This window comes from Ochrobactrum sp. XJ1, from assembly GCF_024701725.1.
Lineage (GTDB): Bacteria > Pseudomonadota > Alphaproteobacteria > Rhizobiales > Rhizobiaceae > Brucella > Brucella anthropi.
This window is the reverse complement of sequence record NZ_VDGD01000002.1, coordinates 160053-182822: the sequence shown is the minus strand read 5'-3', so window position 1 is coordinate 182822 and position 22770 is coordinate 160053. Positions and strand designations below refer to the sequence as shown.

Sequence of the window (22770 nt, the reverse complement as noted above, 5' to 3'; positions counted from 1 at the left end):
CTGGCAAGGTCAATCAGGTCTATGCCGAGACCACCTTGTCCGTCAGCGGCGGCACGGCACCTTACACCTACAAGGCTGAAGGTCTGCCGGAAGGCTTGAGCCTCACCGGAAACAAGATCACAGGCACGCCGATAAAAGCAGGCAGCTCCGACGTGAGCGTGACCGCGACCGACAGTGAAGGCTACACGGGCAACAAGACCTATACGCTGGTTGTCGCTGAAGCATTACCGGTTGCGCAATCCCATTCAATGAGAGTGATGGCAGGTACCACGGCGTTTCTGAATCTGACGGAGGGAGCAACCGAAGGACCTTTCACCGATGCACGAATTATAACCACGCCAGAACAGTCTGCAGGTCACACCTGGATCAAACGTGAAGGAAAAGCGTATTTCCTTTATTTCGCTGCTTCCGCAACGTTCTCCGGTGGCACGAAATTGACCTATTCGCTTGCAAACGCTCGTGGAGCGTCTAACCCGGCAGTTGTAACGATTGATGTGGTTGTGCGTCCGGATCCATCCAAGGACGAGGAAGTCATCGGACTTGTGCGCGCACAGGTCGATACTGCGAACCAATTGGCCAAGACGCAATTGGAAAACTTCAATCAGCGGCTGGAACAATTGCACAGTGACGCCGAATGCCGCGCGAACTCTGTTGGAATCAATTTAAGCCTTGATGGCCAGCAATTGCATCCGGATTTGAATGTTCTCGACAAACTACGGCAAGCAGACCCGAACGAAGCGTGCTCGTCGTTCCGCCGCAAATTTTCAGTGTGGACGAATGGCGCGCTGGCTTACGGTAAAAATGACGATGATAACGGCACAAACCAGAAGAATTCCGGTACCAGCATAAGCGGCGGCATCGATTATCGCTTTTCGCCGTCATTCACCGGCGGCATCGGCTTTGGATATGGGCGTGTCGTCACTGACATAGGAGAACGAGGCACACGAAACGACGGGGATATGTTCAGCACTGCGCTTTACGGCAGCTTCCGTTCGTATCGAAACATGTTTCTTGACGGGGTTCTGGGTTATGGCTGGCTGCAATTCGACAGCAATCGCTATGTTACCGCAACGGGTGAAACCGCAAGCGGCCAGCGTCTCGGCAAGCAAGTCTTCGGGTCCGTTACGTTGGGATACGAGTATCGCAATGATGCGTGGCTGCTCTCTCCTTACGCACGTCTCGACGCGGCACATACAATGCTGGGCGCGTTTGATGAAACAGGCGCGGGCATCTTTAATCTCGCATTCGACAAGCAGGCCGTGGATCTCCTCTCTACGACGGTCGGCATTCGTTCCGAATATTCAGTTCCCATGGATTGGGGGATACTGAAACTGCGCGGACGCCTGGAATATTCGCACGATTTTGCCGGCGCCAGTCAGGCAAGAATAGGTTATGCGGATATAGGCGGCTTTATGCCTTATGCAATTGAAGTCGACGCATCATACCGTGACAGCTTCAAAATCGGAGTGGGCGTTGACAATCAGATCGGCAGGCGCTGGTCCCTTGGCCTCGACTACAGTACCCAGATTGGAACGACCAACGGCGCACTGCAGCATAGTTTCACATGGAAGCTGTCGCGGCAATTCAGCCCTGGAAAACCGTGATGGGTGAATAGGCCTATCACAACATTCGGTTCGATCGCTTTCGGTCACACTTCACCGCGTGCGCGCCATAGCTCCCAGGCAAAGCGCGCACGCTGTCGGCAAGGCCACGCACCAGAGCTGTCGGGTTTAAAAGCGAGGTGCCATAAGTGAAAATGGCGGCCTTGAAATGGCTTGTCCCGAGCCGCTTGGTGGGAGCGTCGCCTTCAAGCCAGTCGAATGGTTCCTTAAGGCGCTCTAGCTCTTTGACGGTTGGCTCAAGAACCTCACGCATCCCCTGATCCGAAACGGCCGCGTGAAACTTTCCATCCTGCCGCCAGTCGCAGTTGATGCCATGCTGGTCAATCTGCTGTTTGAGATGGTCTATGGCTGCGCGCGCCAGCGCACGGTAGCTGTGCGACTTGGCCAGCTCCTCCATCGACGAGCTGACATTGTGCGGCAGATCAATGGCAAAGCCTGCAGCGCGTCCCGATGTCCCTTTTCCGACTTCCTGCGCATCGATCAATGCAATCTGATCGTTGGGGCGGTTCTCGGCCAGACGTCGCGCGGCGGCTAAGCCTGCATATCCTGCACCGAGTACGATCCAGTCGGCCTTGATATCGCCTTTGAGCGCTGCATTTGGCGTGCGAACTGGTAACATCCTGCTCCAGCCATTGGTGTTGCCATCAGCGGGAAGGATGCGAATGGCGGGCATTTCAAAGGCTCAACTGTTGGAAAGAGATTTCAAAGAAAAAGGCGGGAGTTCATCCCGCCCTGTTCCAGTTACAATATGGAGGCCGATCAGTCGATCTTGCTGGTCGCGCGGTCGATAACAGCCTGCGGGAATTCGACGCCCATCTTCTTGGCAGCGCCAAGATTGATGACGAGATCGGTGCCCTTGGCGATGTCGACAGCGATATCGCCTGGCTTTTCACCCTTGAGAATCTTCACCACGACGGCGCCGGTCTGCTTGCCGACATCGTAATAGTTGAAGCCGAGGGCAGCGAGTGCACCACGCTTGACCGAATCCGTGTCTGCAGTGAAGAGCGGCAGTTTGCTTTCTTCCGCAACACCGACGGCGCTTTCCAGAGCCGAAACGATGGTGTTGTCGGTCGGAACATACATGGCGTCCGCACGGCCGACGAGGGCGCGCGCTGCACCCTGAACTTCAGCCGACTTGGTGGCAGCCGATTCAACGATTTCGATGCCTTCGGCGGAAGCTGCTTCCTTCAGTGCGGCCAGAAGCGACACGGAATTGGTTTCACCGGAATTGTAGAGATAACCGAGCTTCTTGATGTTCGGCATCACTTCCTTGATGAGCTTGATGTGCTCTGCCACCGGCGACATATCGGAAAGACCGGTCACGTTGCCGCCCGGCTTTGTCATGTCCTTGACGAGCTGCGCGCCGAGCGGATCGGAAACAGCGGTGAACACGACCGGAATATCGCGGGTTGCCGAAACGACAGCCTGTGCCGAAGGTGTCGAGATCGGAACGATCACATCCGGGCCTTCGCCGACGAACTGGCGGGCGATCTGTGCTGCGGTTGCCGGGTTGCCCTGTGCGGACTGATAGACGAATTTGAGATTTTCGCCTTCCTTGTAGCCAGCTTCGGCCAGCGCATCCTTCACGCCGTCGCGCGCGGCGTCGAGGGCCGGATGTTCAACGATGGCGGTTACGGCGACGGTTACGTCTTTTGCCTGTGCCGAGGTGGCAATGGCCGTTGCGGCCAGCAAGGCCAGAAGCATAGAACGCATGAAAATCTCCCCTGTTTTGGTGCGTTGCTTATCGGCAAACACCTTTTCTCCAATAACCTCAGATTGAAGGTTTATCCGCCAGATTTGAGGCTTAATCGGGTCCGGATAGACTGTCAACGTGTGGGGTAATCTGTCAGGCAGCCTGTCCGGCAACCTGTCCGGATTGAACACGATATACCCGCAACTAAAAGCGGCTCGAATTCTGACGGGGTTCAAATGCTGAACACTGTGTTCAGCACCCTTTCAATCTGGCGGCGCGCCGCCATATTTGGCGATAACAATTATCTTTTGCCCGCAATCAGGGAACATCATCATGAAGAAAATCGGCTTTCTTTCCTTCGGTCATTGGTCGCCATCGCCGCAATCGGGAACCCGTTCCGCAAGCGATGCGCTTCTGCAATCGATTGACCTTGCTGTTGCCGCCGAGGAACTGGGCGCGGATGGCGCCTATTTCCGCGTGCATCATTTTGCGCGCCAGCTTGCCTCGCCATTTCCGTTGCTTGCAGCAGTTGGCGCCAAGACGAGCAAGATCGAGATCGGCACTGCCGTCATCGACATGCGTTATGAAAACCCGTTCTATATGGTCGAAGATGCCAGTGCTGCGGACCTGATCTCCAAGGGCCGTCTGCAGCTCGGCATTAGCCGCGGCTCGCCGGAACAGGTGATCGATGGCTGGCGTTATTTCGGTTATGCGCCGGAAGAGGGCAAGACCGATGCCGATATGGGGCGCCAGCATGGCGAGGTGTTCTTCGAAGCGCTGAAGGGGCAGGGCTTCGCCCAGCCAAATCCGCGCCCGATGTTTCCGAACCCTCCCGGTCTGCTGCGCATTGAGCCGCATTCGGAAGGTCTTCGGGATCGCATCTGGTGGGGTGCTGCCTCGGATGCGACAGCTATCTGGGCGGCAAAGCTTGGCATGAATTTGCAAAGCTCGACCCTGAAGAAGGACGAGTCAGGCGAGCCGTTGCATATTCAGCAGGCCAAGCAGATCCGCGCCTATCGTGAAGCCTGGAAAGAAGCCGGACATACGCGCACGCCGCGTGTTTCGGTGAGCCGTAGCATCTTCGCGCTGGTTGATGATCGCGACCGGGCCTATTTTGGTGGCGGAAGCAACGAGCAGGACTCCATCGGCTATATCGAGGAAGATCTGCGGGCGGTCTTTGGTCGGTCTTATGCGGCTGAACCGGATAAGCTCATCAAGCAACTCGAAAAGGATGAGGCGATTGCTGAAGCCGATACGCTGCTTCTCACGGTGCCGAACCAGCTTGGTGTCGACTACAATGCGCATGTAATCGAGTCGATCCTCAAGCATGTTGCGCCAGCACTTGGCTGGCGCTGAGTGCTTTTAAAGACAGGCGGTGCAAGCATGTCTCCTGAAAGTGGAAACCGGTTTCGGGATAAAGATATGCGCAGAAACAGGCCACCGCCTGTTTTCATTCCATGCCGTAAATCGCCAGAAGCTGTTTCATGCGGCTGATGGCGAGGTCTGGCTGGTCGAGAACATTGGCCTGATCGGCAAGGCGGAATATGTCGGCGTAATGCGAAATGCCACGCGCCGACTGCATTCCGGCTGGCATGGTGAAATGGTTCTGGTGACCGTTCAGCCAGGCCAGGAACACGACGCCAGCCTTGTAATATTGTGTCGGTGCCTCAAAGATTTTCCGTGATAGCGGCACGGTTGGCTCGATGATGGCACGGAAGCGGGCATTGTCGCCTGCGGCCAGTGCCGCGAGCGCGCTGGACGCCTGTGGTGCGACCGCATCAAAGATACCGAGCAGCGCATGACTGTGCTTGTTTCCGTCGCCTTCGATCAGCGGCGCATAGTTGAAATCATCACCTGTGAAACACAGAACACCTTCCGGCAGGCGGTCGCGCAGTGCGATTTCGTAGCGCTCCTCCAGCAGCGAGATTTTGATGCCTTCCACCTTGTCGCGATGGGCTCTAATGATGCCGATCACCGTATCAAGCGCATTGTCGAAATTTTCCGAACCCCAATAGCCTTTAAGCTGCGGGTCGAACATATCGCCCAGCCAGTGCAGCACGACTTTGTCGCGGGCTTGACCGAGAATCCGGCCATAGACCTTGGCGTAATCGTCGGGGGACCTGGCGATGCGCGTCAGGGCGCGGCTTGCCATCAGGATGAAACGCCCGCCGTGTTTTTCAATGAAGCCAGCCTGTGTCTCATAGGCTTTGATGACGTCATCGAGGCTTTTCGCATCGGCGGGATCAAGATGATCAGTGCCTGCACCGCTCGCGAGATCGGCGCCCGCTACGGTCTTGCTGTCTGCCAGCGAACGGCGGATCAGTTCCTGCGCACCTACCCAGTTCAGTCCCATGCCGCGCTGTGACGTATCCATCGCTTCCGCGATGTTGAAGCCGAGGCTCCACAGATGATGCCGGAAAGCCATGGTCGCATCCCAGTCGATCGCCGGGTCGTTCCATGGACGGGCATCTTTCAGCGGATCGGAAACCACATGCGCTGCTGCATAGGCAATGCGATTGAACTGCGGCGGGTTTGCTGGACGTGAGGTTGGTGTCCCGGTCAGCGTGTAGGAATGCAGGCTTCCCTTGCTATCCGGCAATGTCACTTGATGGTTGCTCATGCCCTTATCGTTCCTCCGCCTGAATATCTGATTGTTAGTTTAGAACGTTCCAAATGAAAATTCGGTCAAAAATTAAGGCAGAAATATGATTTGCGTGATTTTAGGTGAAAAGTACAGGCTTTCGCAGAAAATGCACCTAAAAACCGGCTTTCAATTGTGGCGAAGCAAGAGAAAATAGCGGCTTCCGCCTCCGCTCTTGACAGTATTGGAACGTTCCAATTAAATCAGCAATCGAAACCGGAGCAGGGCATGAGCAAGAACAGCGTCACCGTTATCGACATTGCGCGCGAGGCAGGCGTGTCGAAATCGACTGTCTCGCTGGTGCTGCGTGGTAGTCCGCTTGTTCATGCCGAAACCCGCGCCAAGGTTCAGGAGGCGATTGAGAAGCTCGGTTATGTCTATAACCGCTCGGCCGCCAATCTCCGCCAGGCGAAATCGAAAATCATCGGCCTTGTGGTCAATGACCTGACCAACAGCTTCTTTGCCGAGCTGGCCGTAGGCGTGGACCGTGTCATGCAGTCGGCGGGCTATGTGCAGTTTCTAGCCAACACGGCGGAAAGCATTGACCGTCAGCGCGAGGTGATTGCCTCGATGCGTGAACATGGCATTGCCGGGCTGATCGTTTCGCCAGCGCGTGGAACCGAGGCTAATGATCTGAAACCGCTGGCAAAAAGTGGTCTGCCGGTTGTGCAGATGGTGCGTGATGTGCCGGGATCGGGCGTTTCTTCCATCGTTTCGGATAACCGCGGCGGCGTGGCAAAGGCGGTTGAGCATCTGGTGTCGCTAGGGCATCGCGTAATCGCTTTCATGGGCGGCTATGCGGATACCGCTGTTTTTGCTGAGAGAGTTGCGGGCTATCGTGCGGGACTTGAGCAGGCAGGCATCGTGTTTGATGATGCGCTGGTCTTTACCTCTGCGCCTTCGCGTGCTGGCGGTGTTGAAGCAGTTGAGCGCATGTTGCGGCACGGCATGAAGCCGACGGCAGCGGTGTGCTTCAATGATGCTGTGGCCTTTGGGGTCTGCGATGGTTTGCGCGCTGCAAATCTGGAGCCGGGCCGGGATTTTGGCGTGGTTGGTTTTGACGACGTGATCGAGGCAAAGACCGCTGTTCCGGCACTGACAACTGTGGCTGTCGATCCGCAAGGTTTGGGAGAACGTGCGGCGCAGCTCTTGCTGAAACAGATCAATTCGGAACGGGTGGAGGCGGAGGCGCAGCGCTTGTCGGTGCGTCTTGCGGTGCGTGCAAGTTGTGGTGCGCCGTTCAAAAATGAGGAGAAATTCGCATGGCAAAGTGGGGCCTTATAGGCGCAAGCACCATTGCAAAAGAATGGGTGATCGGAGCCATTCGCGCCACCGGTGGCGAAGTCGTTTCCGTTTACAGCACCAATGCTGAGCGTGGCGAAACTTATGCCCGCGAAAACGGCATTGCCCGTTCCGTGACAAGCCTTGATGCGCTGTTGTCCGATCCGGAAATCGACGCTGTTTATATCTCCACCACCAATGAATTGCATCGTGATCAGGCGATTGCTGCCGCCAAAGCAGGCAAGCATATTCTCTGCGAAAAGCCACTGGCACTGACGCTTTCTGACGCGCATCAGATGCTGAAAGCGGTGCGCGAGGCGGGCGTCGTGGCAGGCACCAACCATCACTTGCGCAATGCTGCAAGCCACCGCGCCATACGTGATGCTATCGCTCAAGGCAAGATCGGCAAGGTGCTTGCCGCGCGGGTTTTCCACGCGGTTTATCTGCCGCCGCATTTGCAAGGCTGGCGCATTGAACGCCCTGACGCGGGCGGCGGTGTGATCCTCGATATTACCGTGCATGATGCCGATACATTGCGCTTTGTGCTGGGTGAAAACCCAGTCGAGGCCTTGGCTTTCAGCCAGCAAGGGGGCCTCAGCGGCGAAGGACTGGAAGATGGCGTGATGGGCGTTTTGCGCTTCTCCTCCGGCGTTATCGCTCAGTTCCACGATGCTTTCACCACCAAATATGCGGAAACCGGCTTCGAGATACATGGCAGCGAAGGCTCGCTTATTGCACGCAATGTCATGACGCAAAAGCCGGTCGGGACCGTCATTCTGCGTGACAAGGATGGCGAGTACGAATTGCCGCTCGACCAGAAGAATCTCTACGAAACCGCCTTACAGGCTTTCCATAATGCCATCGCAGGCAAAGGACAGCCTTCGGCAACATTGGAGGATGGCATCTGGTCGCTTGCGACCGGGCTTGCCGTGCTTGAGGCTGCAAAGACCGGTAAGGCAACCGCTGTTCATTCAGGACTTTGAACATTATGAGCAAACATATTTCATTTGCGGAAGCAGCATCACTCATTCCCGACAACGCTGTCGTTTCGGTTTCTTCATCGAGCGGCCTCGGCTGTCCGGACATGATGCTGAAAGCCATTGGCGAGCGGTTTGATGAAACCGGCCATCCCCAAAATATCACCACACTGCATCCGATAGCAGCGGGCGATATGAGTGGCATCAAGGGTGTTGATTACATCGCCAAAAAGGGGCTTCTCAAGAAGATCATTGGCGGTTCCTATCCGTCAGGACCATCGAGCGCCGAGCCTCCGCTGATCTGGCAGATGATCACCAATAATGAGATTCCGGCCTATAATATCCCGTCGGGCATTCTGTTCGACATGCATCGTGAGGCAGCTGCCAAGCGTCCCGGCGTGCTGACCAAAGTGGGGCTTGATACCTTCGTTGATCCCAAGCGTCAGGGATCGGCAATGAACGACAAGGCGCGTGAGGAGCCGGTCGTCAAGCAGGTCAGTTTTGAAGGTGAGGACTGGCTCTATTTCCCCAATATCGTGCCGCATGTCACGATCATCCGGGCAACGACTGCGGATGAACGCGGCAACCTCACCTATGAACATGAGGGTGCTTATCTTGGTGGTCTTGATCAGGCGCTGGCTGCGCGCAACAATGGCGGCATCGTCATTGCGCAGGTCAAACGCATTGCCAAGGAAGGCACGCTGAAACCGCATGATGTGCGCGTGCCGGGTGTTTGGGTCGATTATATCGTGGTTGATCCCGACCAGAAGCAAACCACGCAGACACTTTATGATCCGGCAATTTCCGGCGAAATTTTCCGTCCGCTCGATACGTTCCGTTTGGCGGAATTCAATATTCAGAAGGCGATTGCGCGGCGTGTCGCACAGGAATTGCAGGCGGGAAGTGCGGTCAATTTGGGCTTTGGCATTTCCGCCAATGTGCCGCGCATTTTGCTCGAAGAAGGTCTGCATGGTGCTGTGACCTGGGTGATAGAGCAGGGTGCGGTTGGCGGTGTGCCGCTTCTCGATTTTGCTTTTGGCTGTGCGTCCAATGCAGACGCTTATATGCCGTCGCCCTATCAGTTCACCTATTTTCAGGGCGCGGGATTCGATGCCTCGCTGTTGTCCTTCCTTGAGATCGGACGTGACGGTTCGGTCAATGTGTCGAAGCTGTCATTCCGTCCGCATGTAACGGCGGGCGCTGGCGGCTTTGTCGATATTACCGCAAGAGCCAAAAAGATCGTCTTTTCAGGCATGTTCAATGCCGGGGCGAAATTGTCGGTCGCTGACGGTAAGCTGGTGATCGAGAAGGAAGGCAAGCTTAAAAAGCTCGTCAATGAGGTTGAGCATGTCACCTTCTCCGGTCCGCGCGGTGTCGAACAGGGACAGGACATTACCTATGTCACCGAACGTGCGGTTCTGAAGCTCACGCCAGAAGGCATTGTGCTTACCGAGATTGCGCCGGGTGTGGATTTGCAGACGCATATTCTTGATCAGGCTGAGTTTCCACTGATCGTTTCGGATCAGCTCAAGCTCATGGATGAGGCGCTGTTCCGCGACGAGCCGATCGGCCTTGAATTGCCGCAAAAGCCTGCGCGAAAGCTGGAGGCTTAAATGGCTCAACGGATAGACATCTCGATTGAGAACCACATCGCGGTCATGACCATCAAGCGGCCCGAAAAGCTCAATGCGTTTGATATCGAGCTTCTGCAGGAATTGTCTGCCGCCTGTGATCGGGTTGAAGCGGATAGCAGTGTACGAGTTGCGATCCTGACGGGCGAGGGCAAAGCCTTTTCCGCCGGTGGTGACATCAAGGCATGGGGCGGCATGGAACCGCAGGAATTCGGCCATGCCTGGGTGCGCTACGGTCATCGTGTGTTCGAGCGGCTTGCGACCTTGCGTGTGCCACTGATCGCAGCGATGAACGGCCATGCCTTGGGTGGTGGTCTGGAACTGGCCGGTGCCGCCGATATTCGCATTGTCGAACGACAGGCCAAGATCGGCCTGCCGGAAACCTCGCTCGGCATGATCCCCGGCTGGTCGGGCACGCAGCGTCTTGTGCGCCGTTTCGGTGCGCAGATCGTGCGCCGCATGGTGTTGGGTGGCGAAATGTTCACCGCAGAAGAAGCGCTGTCGCATGGGCTGGTGGATCATGTGGTGGAGACGGGTGCAGCCTTGCAGGCGGCGCAGGACTATGCGGCGCGGGTGGCCAAGCGCGGACCGGCTGCGCTGGAAATTTCCAAATTGATGCTGTCCGTCGCCAATGGCGAGGACAATGGAACCGCTGTCGAGGCGCTGGGATCGATCCTTGTCGCCAAGACGGGTGATTTGAAGGAAGGCGTGCGTTCGTTCAGCGAAAAGCGCGAAGCAAATTTCAAGGGAGAATGGTAATGAGCGTTGTCGTCAAACCACAGCCTTTGACCGGGCTGGAAGTCCGCGAATTCTCCATGCTGATCAATGGCCAATGGGTGCAAAGCCAGAGCGGCGGCAGCATCGAGCGTGTTGCGCCCGGCCATGGCGTCACGGTGAGCCGCTATCCGGCGGGCAACAAGGCCGATGTGGAACTGGCCGTTGCTGCTGCCAGAAAAGCTTTCGATGACGGGCGCTGGTCGTCCAAAACGGCATCGCGGCGTTCGCTGGTTTTGCTGAAAGCCGCCGATCTGATTGAAGCGCGGGCGGAAGAGCTCGCCTATCTCGATGCGATTGAAGCCGGCAAACCAATTTCTCAGGTGCGCGGCGAGATTGCAGGCTCGGTTGACATCTGGCGCTATGCGGCAGCGCTCGCACGCGATCTGCATGGTGAAAGCTATAATACGCTGGGTGATGGCACCCTTGGTGTCGTGCTGCGCGAGGCAATTGGCGTTGTTTCCATCATTACGCCTTGGAATTTCCCGTTCCTGATCGTGGGTCAGAAGCTGCCATTTGCTTTGGCAGCGGGCTGCACGGCAGTCGTAAAACCTTCGGAACTCACATCCGGATCGACATTGTTACTCGGCGAAATTCTGGCCGAAGCAGGCGTCCCGGACGGTGTTGTCAACATCATCACCGGAACGGGCTCTGATGTTGGCCAGCATATGAGCACACATCCGGATGTTGATATGGTTTCGTTCACCGGTTCAACCGGCGTGGGCAAGCTGACCATGGCCAATGCGGCACAAACGCTGAAAAAAGTATCGCTGGAGCTTGGTGGCAAGAACCCGCAAATCCTGTTTCCTGATGCCGATATGGATGCCTTTATCGATGCTGCCGTTTTTGGCGCATGGTTCAATGCGGGCGAGTGCTGCAATGCCGGTTCGCGGCTGATCGTGCATCGCTCGATTGTCGATGAGATTGTCGGGCGCGTGGCCGATCTGTCGAAAAAGGTGATCGTTGGCGATCCGTTGGATGTCAGTACGCAGGTGGGCGCGATCATCACGCCGCAGCACCTGACAAAGGTTGGCGCCTATGTCGATCAGGCCAAAAAGGCCGGTGCCGCAATTGCCCATGGTGGTGATGTGCTGGATCTCGGCCTTGGCCAATATATGGGGCCGACCATTATTGCGGGCGTGAAGGCCGATATGGCCGTGGCGCGTGAAGAAGTGTTCGGGCCGGTTCTGTCGGTACTTTCCTTCGATACGCTGGATGAAGCAATCTCGATTGCCAATGCGGTCGATTACGGACTTTCGGCAGGCGTGTGGAGCCGCGATTTTGATACCTGCATGACCATCGGTCGCAAGGTGCGGGCTGGCACGGTCTGGATGAACACCTTCATGGATGGCACGCCGGAACTGCCTTTCGGCGGTTATCGTCAGTCGGGTCTGGGCCGCGAGCTGGGCCGTCATGCGGTGGAGGACTATACCGAAACCAAGACGCTCAACATGCATATCGGTGCGCGCACCGGCTGGTGGATGCCGCAAGCAAAGTAAGGGAGGCGGCTTTGGGAGGACAGCCGGATATCGTCATCATCGGATCGGGTATCGGCGGCGCGACAATGGCCGCCGGTCTTGCCGCGTCAGGTGCCGACATTCTTATTCTTGAGGCAGGAGAGCGCTTGCCGGACAGGCCAGAAAACCGCAACCCGCGCGCCATTTTCCAAGGTGGATTTTTTCGCCCGAAAGAGTTCTGGTACGAGACAGATGGCAAGCCGTTTAATCCCGGAAATTATTATAATGTTGGCGGTAATTCCAAGTTCTTTGGCGCGGTGCTGATCCGTTATCGCCGCGAGGATTTTGCCGAGATGACGCATCTGGAAGGTGTGTCTCCGGCATGGCCATTCGCCTATGAGGAGCTGGAGCCGTGGTATAGCCGTGCCGAGCAGCTTTTTCAGGTGCGGGGTGAGCTGGGCGATGATCCGACCGAACCGGAACATTCAAAGTCCTATCCCTATCCGGCGATCCGTGACGAACGGCCAATGGCCGATGTGCGTGCCCGATTAAAGAAAGCGGGACTTCACCCGGCTTCCTTGCCGTTGGGTGTCGATATCGACCGTTGGCTGGCAAAGGCTAAAACGCCATGGGATGCATTTCCCAATAGCGATGACGGCAAGATGGATGCGGAATCCTGTTCGCTTGCGGCTGCCCTCAAACATCCTGATGTGCGGCTTGAAACTCAAGCGAGGGTGACGCGGCTGGAAACCGGGCCGGATGGCAAGGCGATCACCGCAGTTCATTATGTGAAGAATGGCGAAACGCTGGTTCTGCGCCCCAAGCTCGTTATTCTATCCGCTGGCGCAGTTCAGTCAGCAGCGCTTCTGCTACGCTCCGGCCTTGCCAATCGCTCGGATCAGGTGGGCCGCAATTTCATGAACCACAATTCCAGCGCGGTGATTGCTTTCGACCCGCGCTATCGCAACGATTCCATCCACCAGAAGACTTTCGGTTTCAATGATTACTATCTGTCGGATGGAGCAGGCGGACCGCCGCTTGGCAATGTGCAACTGCTTGGCCGAGTGTCGGGCGAAATCCTGAAAGCCAATATGCCCCGCGTGCCGGAATGGCTGCTGAACCGCATTGCGCGTCATACGATCGATTTTTATGCGATGAGCGAAGACCTGCCATCGCCGGATAGCCGCGTGACAGTGGATAGCGACCGCATCATTCTGCATTGGGTGCGCAGCAACTGGAAAGCGCATCTGATGCTGGTCGATAAGCTCAAATCAGCACTCAGGCAGGCAGGTTTTCCGGTGGTGCTGTCACGGGCTTTTGACCGGCGTACGCCATCGCATCAATGCGGCACTGTGCGTATCGGCAACGATCCGGCGACGGCGCCGCTTGATCCATATTGCCGCGCTTACGATCATCCCAATCTCTATGTGGTTGATGCGTCGTTCCTGCCGACATCGGCGGCGGTCAATCCGGCGCTGACCATCGCCGCACAGGCGTTGCGCGTGGCGGACAGTCTTAACCGGGAGGTGCTGGCATGAACCATCAACGACCTGTTGCACTGGTAACCGGTGGGCGGCGTGGCATCGGGCTTGGCATTGCCCGCACTCTGGCCGCCAAGGGGTTCGATCTGGCGATTACCGACCGCGAGCGTGACGATGCCGTCATCCATGAATTGCGCGCGCTTGGCGGAAAGGTGGTTTTCTTTGAAAGCGATCTGGCTGCCGTTGGAATGCATGAGGCAACTGTCTCCGCGGTGCTGAAGGAATTTGGCGGCATCGATTGTCTGGTCAACAATGCAGGTATGGGCTCGGTCGAGCGCGGCGATTTTCTCGGGCTGAAACCTGAGAATTTTGACACGGTTATTGATGTGAACCTGCGCGGTACGGTGTTTTTTACGCAAGCGGTGGTGAAGGCCATGCTTGCCGCAACCGAAGTGCGTTTCCCACGCAGTATCGTGACGATCAGTTCGGTTTCGTCAGTGATGACTTCGCCGGAGCGGCTTGATTACTGCATCAGCAAGGCTGGGTTGACCGCCTTCGTGCAGGGGCTTGCGTTGCGTCTGGCTGAAGCGCGGATTGGTGTGTTCGAGGTGCGCCCCGGTATCATCCGCACCGATATGACAGCCAAAGTTGCCGAGCGTTATGACGGGCTGATCGAAGCCGGTCTGGTGCCGATGAAACGCTGGGGCGAGGCAGGCGATGTCGGCGCTATTGTGGCCGGGCTTGCAGGCGGTGATTTCATTTTTGCGACGGGCTCGGCGATCAATGCCGATGGTGGCCTGTCGATTGCGAAGCTTTAGGAACGGCGTGATGGATTACGATTATATCATCGTTGGCGGCGGGCCTGCCGGTTGTGTTCTCGCCAATCGTCTGAGCGAAGATGCTTCGGTGAAAGTCTTGCTGCTGGAAGCCGGAGGAAGCGACTGGAATCCACTGTTTCACATGCCTGCCGGCTTTGCCAGGATGACCAAGGGCGTGGCGAGCTGGGGCTGGGAAACCGTTTCCCAGAAGCACCTGAAAAATCGCGTGCTTCGATACACGCAGGCGAAAGTCATCGGTGGTGGCTCCTCGATCAATGCGCAGATTTATACGCGCGGTAATGCAGCCGATTATGATCTCTGGGCAGGCGAAGATGGCTGTACCGGCTGGGATTATCGCCATGTGCTGCCCTATTTCAAACGCGCCGAAGACAATCAGCGCTTCAACGATGATTTTCATTCCTATGGCGGGCCGCTTGGCGTTTCGATGCCATCCGCGCCACTGCCGATCTGTGATGCCTATATCCGCGCGGGTCAGGAACTGGGCATTCCGTATAATCCGGATTTCAACGGTCGCGAACAGGCGGGCGTCGGCTTTTATCAGCTCACGCAACGCAATCGCCGCCGTTCCTCCGCGTCGCTTGCCTATTTATCCACGATCAAAGATCGCAAGAACCTGAGCGTGCGCATGAATGCGCCGGTACGCAACATCGAGCTGGAAAAGACCCGCGTAACCGGGGTCACGCTGATGAGCGGCGAGGTCTTGCGCGCAAACCGCGAGGTGATTGTTTCATCCGGCGCCATCGGTTCGCCGAAACTTCTGCTGCAATCGGGCATCGGTCCTGCCGACCATCTGAAAAAACTCGGCGTAAACGTGAAGCATGATCTGCCGGGTGTGGGCGAAAACTTGCAAGATCATCTTGATCTCTTTGTCATTGCCGAATGCACCGGCGATCACACCTATGATGGCGTGGCAAAGCTCCATCGGACACTGGGAGCGGGGCTGCAATATATTCTGCTGCGCTCCGGTCCGGTGACATCGAGCCTCTTTGAAACCGGCGGTTTCTGGTATGCCGATCCGGATGCCCGTTCGCCGGATATTCAGTTCCATCTGGGGCTTGGTTCGGGGATCGAGGCAGGTGTCGAAAAACTCAAAAATGCGGGTGTGACACTCAATTCCGCCTATCTGCATCCGCGCTCGCGTGGAACGGTGCGGCTCGCTTCCAGCGACCCGGCTGCGGCACCGCTGATCGACCCCAATTACTGGAGCGATCCGCATGATCGCAAAATGTCCCTTGAGGGTTTGAAGATCGCGCGCGAAATCATGCAGCAGGATGCGTTGAAGCCCTATGTTATGGCCGAACGCCTGCCGGGCGCGAAGGTCGTCAGTGACGATGACCTGTTCGATTATGCCTGTGCCAATGCCAAGACTGATCATCATCCGGTCGGCACCTGCAAGATGGGAACCGGTGCAATGGCGGTTGTAGATCTCGATCTGAAAGTGCGGGGGCTCGAAGGCTTGCGGGTATGCGATAGCTCGATCATGCCGCGCGTTCCGTCCTGCAACACCAATGCGCCGACCATCATGATCGGCGAAAAGGGTGCGGATATTATTCGCGGTCTTGATCCGCTGCCGCCAGTTCTGTTTTCATGGGAGAAGAACGAGCACAAGCGGCGCGCGCGGATTTAGTCCCCGTCAACGACCGGTTCAAAACGCAGATAGCCCACGACATCCGAGCCTTTTCGCTTCGGATTGTCGGAGGGGTGGTTCACGCCGTCATTCACCTCGACGACCGCAAAATCGAATGGTGATACACCCTCCAGACAAGCCGCATTCACGCCGAACTGGCGCGGATTAGAACGGCGCTGGTGGAAGGTGTAAATTCCGCATTTCGAGCAGAAATAATGTTTCGCGACGCCGGTATTGAATTGGTAGAGCGTCAGCGCCTCTTTACCTTCAAGCACTTCCAGCCCATCAAGATCAGCCGAAACGGCGACGGCTCCGCGCATCCGGCAATAGGAGCAGGTGCAGCGCCGCGCAGTGTTAAGGCCATCCGAAAGTTTAACACGAAAGCGCACCGTTCCGCAGTGGCACGCGCCATTGGCTTCCTTGATGTCAGGGTTCATTTTCTCTCCTCGCATTTATACGGAAGCTATTTTGTTTTTTGCCGGTTTACCATCGCTGAAAACCTATTAAATTCGTGACCGGGAATACTTCCGGGAGGGATTTGGCATGGGTGAGTTTGCAGTCGTCACGGGCGGGAGTACCGGCATCGGAAGGCATCTCGTTTGTGCTTTTGCCGATGCGGGCTACACGGTGGCCTTCAGCTACAAGCACGATGACGAAGCTGCACAATCGCTCGTCGAAGCCATCGAAGAGGCGGGCGGTCAGGCGCTGGGGCTTGGCTGCGATGTCGGGAGACGTGTCGAGGTCGAAGCCTTCTTCGATGAGGTCTGCGACTGGTTCGGTGATGCGCCCGATGTGCTGGTCAACAATGCAGGCATCCAGACCTGGGCACCCTTGCTGGAACTTTCCGAGGATGGTTGGGACGATGTCATCCGCACCAATCTGAAAGGCTGCTTCCTCAATACGCAGGCTGCCGCGAAGCGCATGGTGGAGGCCGACAAGGGCGGCGCCATCGTCAATATCGGATCAGGCTGCAACAAGCTCGCCTTTCCGAAACTGGTTTCCTACACGGCATCGAAGGGCGGCATAGAGCAGTTCACCAAGGCTTCGGCGGTGGAGCTTGGGCCGCACGGCATCCGGGTGAATTGCGTGGCCCCCGGCGCGATCCTCAATGAACGCACGGCAGAAGAACAGCCCGACTATGCCGGCACCTGGGCACGCATCACGCCGCTGCGCAGGGTGGGAACAGCGGAGGACATTTCCGGCCCGGTCCTGTTCTTTGCTTCCGATGCGGCGCGTTTTGTTACCGGCCAGACGATCTGGGTCGATGGTGGTGTCTTCTCGCAGGCCAACTGGCCGTATGAGGGGTGAAATGCGGTGGTGATCCCGACAGGAATCGAACCTGTGACCTACAGATTAGGAATCTGTCGCTCTATCCTACTGAGCTACGGGACCAACCGATGAGCATTCGCCGGTGATTCCAGCATTGCGAATGCTTTCAGACACATACTGTTTTTCATGCTGGTCGCCAACCCCGCAAAAAGCGGGGCAGGCGGATTTATTCAGGTATCAGGCGGCAAGCGCCGTTTCCGCTACCGCTACAAAATAGCTGACGCCATAGGGAATGGCATCGTCATTGAAGTCATAGGCCGGGTGGTGAAGGCCGGGCGTATCGCCATTCCCGAGGAAGATATAGGCGCCGGGGCGCGCTTCCAGCATGTAAGAAAAATCTTCCGCCGCCATCATCGGCTCGACACTCTCATCCACTTTGCCTTCGCCCGCCACAGCGCTGGCGACGCGGGCGGCAAACTCCGTCTGTGCATCGTGGTTGAAGGTGACCGGATAATTGTTCTTGTAGCGCACGGTGATTTCCGCACCGGTGGCGGCTGCGATACCGGCGGCAGCTTCACGGATACGGCGTTCGGCAAAGGCACGGGTTTCCTTCTTGAGCGTGCGGACGGTGCCCGACAACGTCGCCTTTTCCGGGATCACATTATAAGCTTCGCCTGCAACGAACTTCGTCACCGAGATCACAAGTGAATCAAGCGGATCGACATTGCGCGAAACAATGCCCTGAAGGGCGATCATCAGCTGGGAACCTGCCAGAATCGGATCGATGGTGCGATGCGGCTGCGCTGCGTGGCCGCCGCGCCCGGTAATGAAAAGGTCAAATTCGTCGGTTGCGGCCATGATCGGGCCTTTTCGCATCGCGAACTGTCCGACCGGCAGGCCCGGCATATTGTGGATGCCGTAGACTTCCGAAATGTTGAAACGGTCCATCACGCCGTCCTCGACCATGGCGAGGCCACCGGCGCCGCCTTCTTCGGCAGGCTGGAACAGAAGCGCGACCGAGCCGCGGAAATTGCGGGTCTCCGCGAGATATTGCGCTGCGCCCAGTAGCATTGAGGTGTGTCCGTCATGGCCGCAGGAATGCGCCTTGCCGGGATTTTGCGAGACCCATTCGACACCGCTCGTTTCGGTGATGGGCAGGGCATCCATGTCGGCGCGCAGGCCAATTGCCGGCCCATCGCCATGGCGACCCTTGATGATGCCGACCACGCCTGTGCGTCCGACGCCTGTTTCCACAAGATCGCAACCGAAGGATTTCAGCTTGTCTTCGACAAATTGTGCAGTTTCGTGCACGTCGTAGAGAAGTTCAGGATTCTGGTGCAGTTTTCGGCGCCATGCGGCAATTTCCGCTTGCGTTTCAACGGCACGATTCAACACTGGCATTTTCTGATGGCTCCCCGGATTGGGCGTGATTTGAAGGAAGCAGAATATGACGTTTCGGTGAAAGCGGGCAATCCCTGTTTGCCTTTTCATCGCCACATGGCATAGATAAAGAAAGCGTTAATCTCCCATTATAGAGCAATTCGAACCCGCAGAAGTTGCAGGCTATTTCGATTGGAACTACGGAATGATGTCGAAATCATTGAAAATCTGGTTTGCAGCTGTTGGCTTGTCCGCGACCGCACTGGCGTCCGCCGCCGCTAATCCCTCGATCGCAGTGGATGTGGCAACCGGCAAGGTCTACCAGCAGCAGGAAGCTTTTCAGCGCTGGTATCCCGCTTCCCTGACCAAGATGATGACGGCCTATGTGGCATTCCGTGCGCTTCAGTCGGGCCAGATGACGCTGGATTCGCCGGTGCGCATGACGGTGAACGCCGCCAAGGAACCGCCGAGCAAGATGGGCTACAAGCCGGGATCGGTCATGACGCTCGATACGGCGTTGAAGATCATGCTGGTTAAGTCGGCCAATGATGTTGCGGTGGCCGTTGCCGAGGCCGTGGGCGGAACGGAATCCGGTTTCGTGCAGCGCATGAATGCGGAAGCGCAGCGTATCGGTATGGTCGGCTCGCATTTCGCCAATCCGAACGGCTTGCATAATCCCAATAATTATACGACGGCACGCGATCTGGCGGTTCTGGCCGTGCAGTTGCGTCGTGAATTTCCGCAGTATGCGCATTATTTTGCGACCGAGGCGATCGATCCGGGCGCGGGCAAGAAAGTTCAGGCCAATTACAACATTTTGCTTGGCCGCTATGACGGGGCGGACGGGATGAAGACCGGCTTCGTCTGCGCATCCGGCTTCAACCTAGCAAGTTCGGCAACGCGCAATGGCCGGACGGTGCTGGCGATTGTTCTCGGTGCGGACCGGCAGGAAGCGCGCGCGGTTCAGGCAGCACAGCTGATGACTGACGCTTTCAGGGCAAATGCGAGCGGTGGCGCTACATTGGCGACCTTGCGCCCCGCAGCCGGCGGAAATCTCAATCAGGCCGTCGATATGCGCAAGGCTATCTGCAGCCAGCAGGCCATGGCCGATCGCTGGGACGGTCGCGATGTCGAGGGCAAGCTGAAAATCAATTCGCCTTATATCCATGCGATGGATCGCGATCCGGTTCCGGTTCGCGTCGGTCTGGTTTCCGAACCGGGTCCGACGACCCGCCCGAGCCAGCTCGACATTTCGCAGATTCCGGTGCCAATGCCGCGTCCGCAGCGTTCCGCCGGTGCCAATACCACCGCGATCAACTGATATGCCGAATCCCATTCCCGTTTCCGTGCTGACCGGTTTTCTTGGTTCAGGCAAGACGACGCTTCTCAACCGGCTTCTGAAAGATCCGGCGCTGAGCGATACGGCGGTCATCATCAACGAGTTCGGCGAGATCAGCATTGATCATCTGCTGGTTGAGCAGGCGAGCGAGGGCGTGATCGAGCTTTCCGACGGCTGCCTGTGCTGCACGGTGCGCGGCGAGCTGGTGGATACGCTGGCCGACCTGATCGACCGTCTCCAGACCGGGCGCATCAAGGCGTTGAAGCGCGTCATCATCGAAACCACCGGGCTCGCCGATCCGGCGCCGGTGCTGCATTCGATCATGGGGCATCCGGTGCTCATGCAGGCTTTCAGGCTGGACGGTGTTCTGGCGACCGTGGATGCCGTCAACGGCATGGCGACGCTCGACAATCACGAGGAAGCCGTCAAGCAGGCGGCAATGGCCGACCGCATCGTGCTGACCAAAACCGATCTGCTGGAAGCGCAGTCAGGACTGGCGGCATTGAAGGCGCGTCTTCATGCGCTCAATCCCGGCGCAGACATTCTGGAAGCCGGTGAACAGCGCACGGGTTATGCGGCGCTTTTTGAATGCGGTCTCTATAATCCGGAAACGAAATCGGCGGACGTGCAGCGCTGGCTCAAGGCGGAAGCCTATGAGGATGGTCATCATGACCACTCCCATCATGGGCGTTCCCATGGGCATGACCATGTTTGCGGGCCGGATTGCGATCACGACCATCATCATCACCACGAACACCATCACCATGACGATGCGATCCGGTCCTTTTCGCTTCGTCACGATGCGCCGATCCCGCTATCGACCTTCGACATGTTTCTGGATCTTCTGCGTTCAACGCATGGGGAGAAGCTTCTGCGTGTGAAAGGGATCGTGCAGATTGCCGAAGACCCGGATCGCCCTGTCGTCATTCATGGGGTGCAGAAGATTTTCCATCCGCCAGCGCGCCTGCCGCAATGGCCGCAGGATAAACGCGAAACGCTTCTGGTGATGATCGTGAAGGATCTGCCGGAAACCTATGTTCGCGAGCTTTTTGATGCGTTTTTGGGGCGCCCTGCGCTCGATAGGCCAGACCGTGCCGCGCTGATGGAAAATCCGCTGGCTATTCCGGGTTTTTCGCCCCGGAGCTGATACTTATTTCTTGCGAATAAGGAAGCGATGCAACGTCCCTTGGTGCTCCTGCGCGACCAGGGCGTGGCCTTCCTGCGTGCAGAAATGCGGGATGTCGATGCCGGACAGCGGATCGGTCGCTTCCACCCAGAGAAGCGCTTCGCTCGGCATTTTTTCCAGGCGATTGCGGGTTTTCAAAACCGGAAGGGGGCATTTAAGCCCCCTCAGGTCGTAGACAGGAATGTCATCCTGCAAGGCCATCAGTTCCCGATGATCTTCCACCATGGCTTCTTCGGCTCGGGGGCTGCGACAGCTGCCGGCTGTTCGACATTCTGCGCCACCGTGCTGGCGGTCGTCATTGGAGAGACCTGGGGTGAAACAGACTGAGCAGCCTGCGCTGCAGCCGGGTTTGGCTGTGGTGCGGGCACAGCTGCGGTCTGTGTCGTCGGCTGAGCCGGAACAGCAGCCGGTTGCGGCGTTGCAGCAATGGCTGTCGGCTGTGCGGCTGGCGTTGCCGGGCGAATGTCCGGTGCGCCCGCCTTTTCAGCGGAAGAAGCGGTGAGTGACGGCGGTTCCCGTGTTACCTTTTCGCCGCGTGCACGGGCAGCGCTCCAGGCGGAGACGAGCTTGGCTTCGGCGATGCCCTGAATGGACGGTGCCGGTGCCTTCTGGCTGGCGCTGAATGCCGACTGGTAGGTCTTTTCGTAAGACGCATAGGACATGGCCTCGCCGCCAGCCGATGGTGGGCAGGCGTCCGTTGCGGACAGAGGCTGGCCGTCCGGTGTCGCGACGTTGAACACATAGCGCTTTTCGCAAACATCGACCTTCGGTGGCACCTTGGTGACCTCGAAAGAGTCGTAGCCCTGCTTCAGCATCTTCCAGAAGGAATAATTCGGGTCGCTCTTGTAACGCGCCATGTTGGCAGCCGTCATACGGAACGGAAATGCCTGAATCTGGAAGTCGCGCTGGCCGCCCTTGAAGGCGTCGCGACCGAAGGCGTAAATCTCGGCAACCTGTTCGTCGGTCATCGAGTAACAGCCCGACGACGAGCATGCGCCATGCACCATCAGGTGCTGGCCCGTGCGGCCATTGGCGCGGTCATAGGCGTTGGGGAAACCGATGTTGAACGAGAGATAATAGCTCGAATTCGGGTTCATCTGGGCGGGGCGGACGTTGTAGAAACCTTCCGGCGCCTGACGGTCACCCTCGATATATTTCGGCCCGAGCTTGCCCGACCATTTGCAGATGTCGTAGGACGCGATCTGGTCGTACTTGCCGTTGTTCTTCTGCTTCCAGACCTCGAGCGTGCCTTCTTCCTTGAAAATGCGTACCATGATTGGCGAGGTGCGGTTCATGCCTTTCGCCTTCATCTTGGCAACGACTTTCTCGGGAAGTGGTTTCTCAGCCCGGAGGCTTAGATCGGATACGGACGAACCCTGACAGCCCGCGAGGAGCGCGGTTGCCATTACGGAGCCTAGAATTGCGGTTCTGATCTTCATGTCGCATCGAGTCTGTTAGAGCTACGCCAGAGACTTTATGAGCAAAAGCCAATTTCCTGAACGTTGAATTTTAAAACTGAAACCTTACGGTATCGTTTATAAATCCTTGCTCAGATAGCTAAAGCGCGTCGCGT

20 protein-coding genes and 1 tRNA gene are annotated in these 22770 nt (G+C 57.3%); 13 read left to right on the top strand and 8 right to left on the bottom strand.

Going from position 1 to position 22770, the window contains the following annotated elements; all coding sequences use genetic code 11:
• Positions 1-1604 (top strand): autotransporter domain-containing protein (locus FG152_RS03695; RefSeq protein ID WP_498985299.1); only part of this gene is annotated, 1604 nt, incomplete at its 5' end.
• Between the two features lie 16 nt (positions 1605-1620).
• On the opposite strand, the gene FG152_RS03690 is transcribed toward FG152_RS03695, so the two are convergent.
• A complete protein-coding gene (locus FG152_RS03690; RefSeq protein ID WP_235784245.1) occupies positions 1621-2295 on the bottom strand; it encodes an NAD(P)/FAD-dependent oxidoreductase in 675 nt (224 codons plus the stop codon).
• Positions 2296-2381: 86 nt separating this feature from the next.
• Positions 2382-3335 carry an ABC transporter substrate-binding protein gene (locus FG152_RS03685; protein WP_010657637.1) on the bottom strand — a complete coding sequence of 318 codons (954 nt, stop codon included), beginning with the start codon at positions 3333-3335 and terminating at the stop codon, positions 2382-2384.
• Between the two features lie 313 nt (positions 3336-3648).
• Here FG152_RS03685 and FG152_RS03680 point away from each other — a divergent pair, with 313 nt between their 5' ends.
• Positions 3649-4671: an LLM class flavin-dependent oxidoreductase gene (locus FG152_RS03680; RefSeq protein WP_012091080.1), complete on the top strand. Its 1023-nt coding sequence runs from the start codon at positions 3649-3651 to the stop codon at positions 4669-4671.
• Between the two features lie 94 nt (positions 4672-4765).
• Here FG152_RS03680 and FG152_RS03675 read toward each other — a convergent pair whose 3' ends face one another.
• Positions 4766-5935, bottom strand: a complete 1170-nt coding sequence (locus FG152_RS03675; protein WP_029926332.1) for a dihydrodipicolinate synthase family protein — start codon at positions 5933-5935, stop codon at positions 4766-4768.
• A 249-nt stretch (positions 5936-6184) separates the two neighbouring features.
• Between FG152_RS03675 and FG152_RS03670 the strand changes: the two genes are divergently transcribed.
• From FG152_RS03670 to FG152_RS03635, 8 genes are read left to right on the top strand one after another with little or no spacing between them, the layout of a single operon-like run.
• Positions 6185-7240: a LacI family DNA-binding transcriptional regulator gene (locus FG152_RS03670; RefSeq protein ID WP_029926334.1), complete on the top strand. Its 1056-nt coding sequence runs from the start codon at positions 6185-6187 to the stop codon at positions 7238-7240.
• Positions 7219-8220 carry a Gfo/Idh/MocA family protein gene (locus FG152_RS03665; RefSeq protein WP_029926336.1) on the top strand — a complete coding sequence of 334 codons (1002 nt, stop codon included), beginning with the start codon at positions 7219-7221 and terminating at the stop codon, positions 8218-8220. Before FG152_RS03670 ends, FG152_RS03665 begins: the two co-directional genes overlap by 22 nt.
• Positions 8221-8225: 5 nt before the next feature.
• Positions 8226-9827, top strand: a complete 1602-nt coding sequence (locus FG152_RS03660; protein ID WP_043061771.1) for an acyl CoA:acetate/3-ketoacid CoA transferase — start codon at positions 8226-8228, stop codon at positions 9825-9827.
• A complete protein-coding gene (locus FG152_RS03655) occupies positions 9828-10604 on the top strand; it encodes an enoyl-CoA hydratase/isomerase family protein (RefSeq protein ID WP_029926341.1) in 777 nt (258 codons plus the stop codon).
• On the top strand, positions 10598-12118 hold the full coding sequence (locus tag FG152_RS03650; protein WP_036595900.1) for an aldehyde dehydrogenase family protein: 1521 nt from the start codon (positions 10598-10600) through the stop codon (positions 12116-12118). The genes FG152_RS03655 and FG152_RS03650 overlap by 7 nt, the downstream gene beginning before the upstream one ends.
• A gap of 11 nt (positions 12119-12129) precedes the next feature.
• Positions 12130-13614 carry an FAD-dependent oxidoreductase gene (locus tag FG152_RS03645; protein ID WP_498985294.1) on the top strand — a complete coding sequence of 495 codons (1485 nt, stop codon included), beginning with the start codon at positions 12130-12132 and terminating at the stop codon, positions 13612-13614.
• Positions 13611-14375: a 3-ketoacyl-ACP reductase gene (locus tag FG152_RS03640; RefSeq protein WP_029926347.1), complete on the top strand. Its 765-nt coding sequence runs from the start codon at positions 13611-13613 to the stop codon at positions 14373-14375. Before FG152_RS03645 ends, FG152_RS03640 begins: the two co-directional genes overlap by 4 nt.
• 10 nt (positions 14376-14385) lie before the next feature.
• Entirely contained in the window at positions 14386-16023 is a 1638-nt protein-coding gene (locus FG152_RS03635; protein WP_498985293.1) for a GMC family oxidoreductase, read from the top strand.
• On the opposite strand, the gene FG152_RS03630 is transcribed toward FG152_RS03635, so the two are convergent.
• Positions 16020-16460 (bottom strand): GFA family protein, encoded by a 441-nt coding sequence (locus FG152_RS03630; protein WP_029926351.1) that lies wholly within the window; start codon positions 16458-16460, stop codon positions 16020-16022. The genes FG152_RS03635 and FG152_RS03630 overlap by 4 nt on opposite strands.
• Positions 16461-16566: 106 nt before the next feature.
• Between FG152_RS03630 and FG152_RS03625 the strand changes: the two genes are divergently transcribed.
• Positions 16567-17331, top strand: coding sequence for an SDR family NAD(P)-dependent oxidoreductase (locus FG152_RS03625; protein WP_029926353.1), 765 nt, complete (start codon positions 16567-16569; stop codon positions 17329-17331).
• Between the two features lie 7 nt (positions 17332-17338).
• Here FG152_RS03625 and FG152_RS03620 read toward each other — a convergent pair.
• A tRNA-Arg gene (locus tag FG152_RS03620) sits at positions 17339-17415 on the bottom strand.
• A 114-nt stretch (positions 17416-17529) separates the two neighbouring features.
• On the bottom strand, positions 17530-18693 hold the full coding sequence (locus tag FG152_RS03615; protein WP_029929632.1) for a M20 aminoacylase family protein: 1164 nt from the start codon (positions 18691-18693) through the stop codon (positions 17530-17532).
• A 184-nt stretch (positions 18694-18877) separates the two neighbouring features.
• Here FG152_RS03615 and FG152_RS03610 point away from each other — a divergent pair, with 184 nt between their 5' ends.
• Both FG152_RS03610 and FG152_RS03605 read left to right on the top strand, forming a co-directional pair.
• Entirely contained in the window at positions 18878-19993 is a 1116-nt protein-coding gene (locus tag FG152_RS03610; RefSeq protein WP_012091110.1) for a D-alanyl-D-alanine carboxypeptidase family protein, read from the top strand.
• A 1-nt stretch (position 19994) separates the two neighbouring features.
• Positions 19995-21158 (top strand): CobW family GTP-binding protein, encoded by a 1164-nt coding sequence (locus tag FG152_RS03605; RefSeq protein ID WP_043061753.1) that lies wholly within the window; start codon positions 19995-19997, stop codon positions 21156-21158.
• A 3-nt stretch (positions 21159-21161) separates the two neighbouring features.
• On the opposite strand, the gene FG152_RS03600 is transcribed toward FG152_RS03605, so the two are convergent.
• Together FG152_RS03600 and FG152_RS03595 are read right to left on the bottom strand one after the other, a co-directional pair.
• Complete coding sequence (locus FG152_RS03600) at positions 21162-21419, bottom strand: sulfurtransferase TusA family protein (RefSeq protein ID WP_036596460.1); 258 nt, start codon at positions 21417-21419, stop codon at positions 21162-21164.
• Positions 21398-22636, bottom strand: a complete 1239-nt coding sequence (locus FG152_RS03595) for a hypothetical protein (protein WP_498985290.1) — start codon at positions 22634-22636, stop codon at positions 21398-21400. The genes FG152_RS03600 and FG152_RS03595 overlap by 22 nt, the downstream gene beginning before the upstream one ends.
• Between the last annotated feature and the right edge of the window lie 134 nt (positions 22637-22770).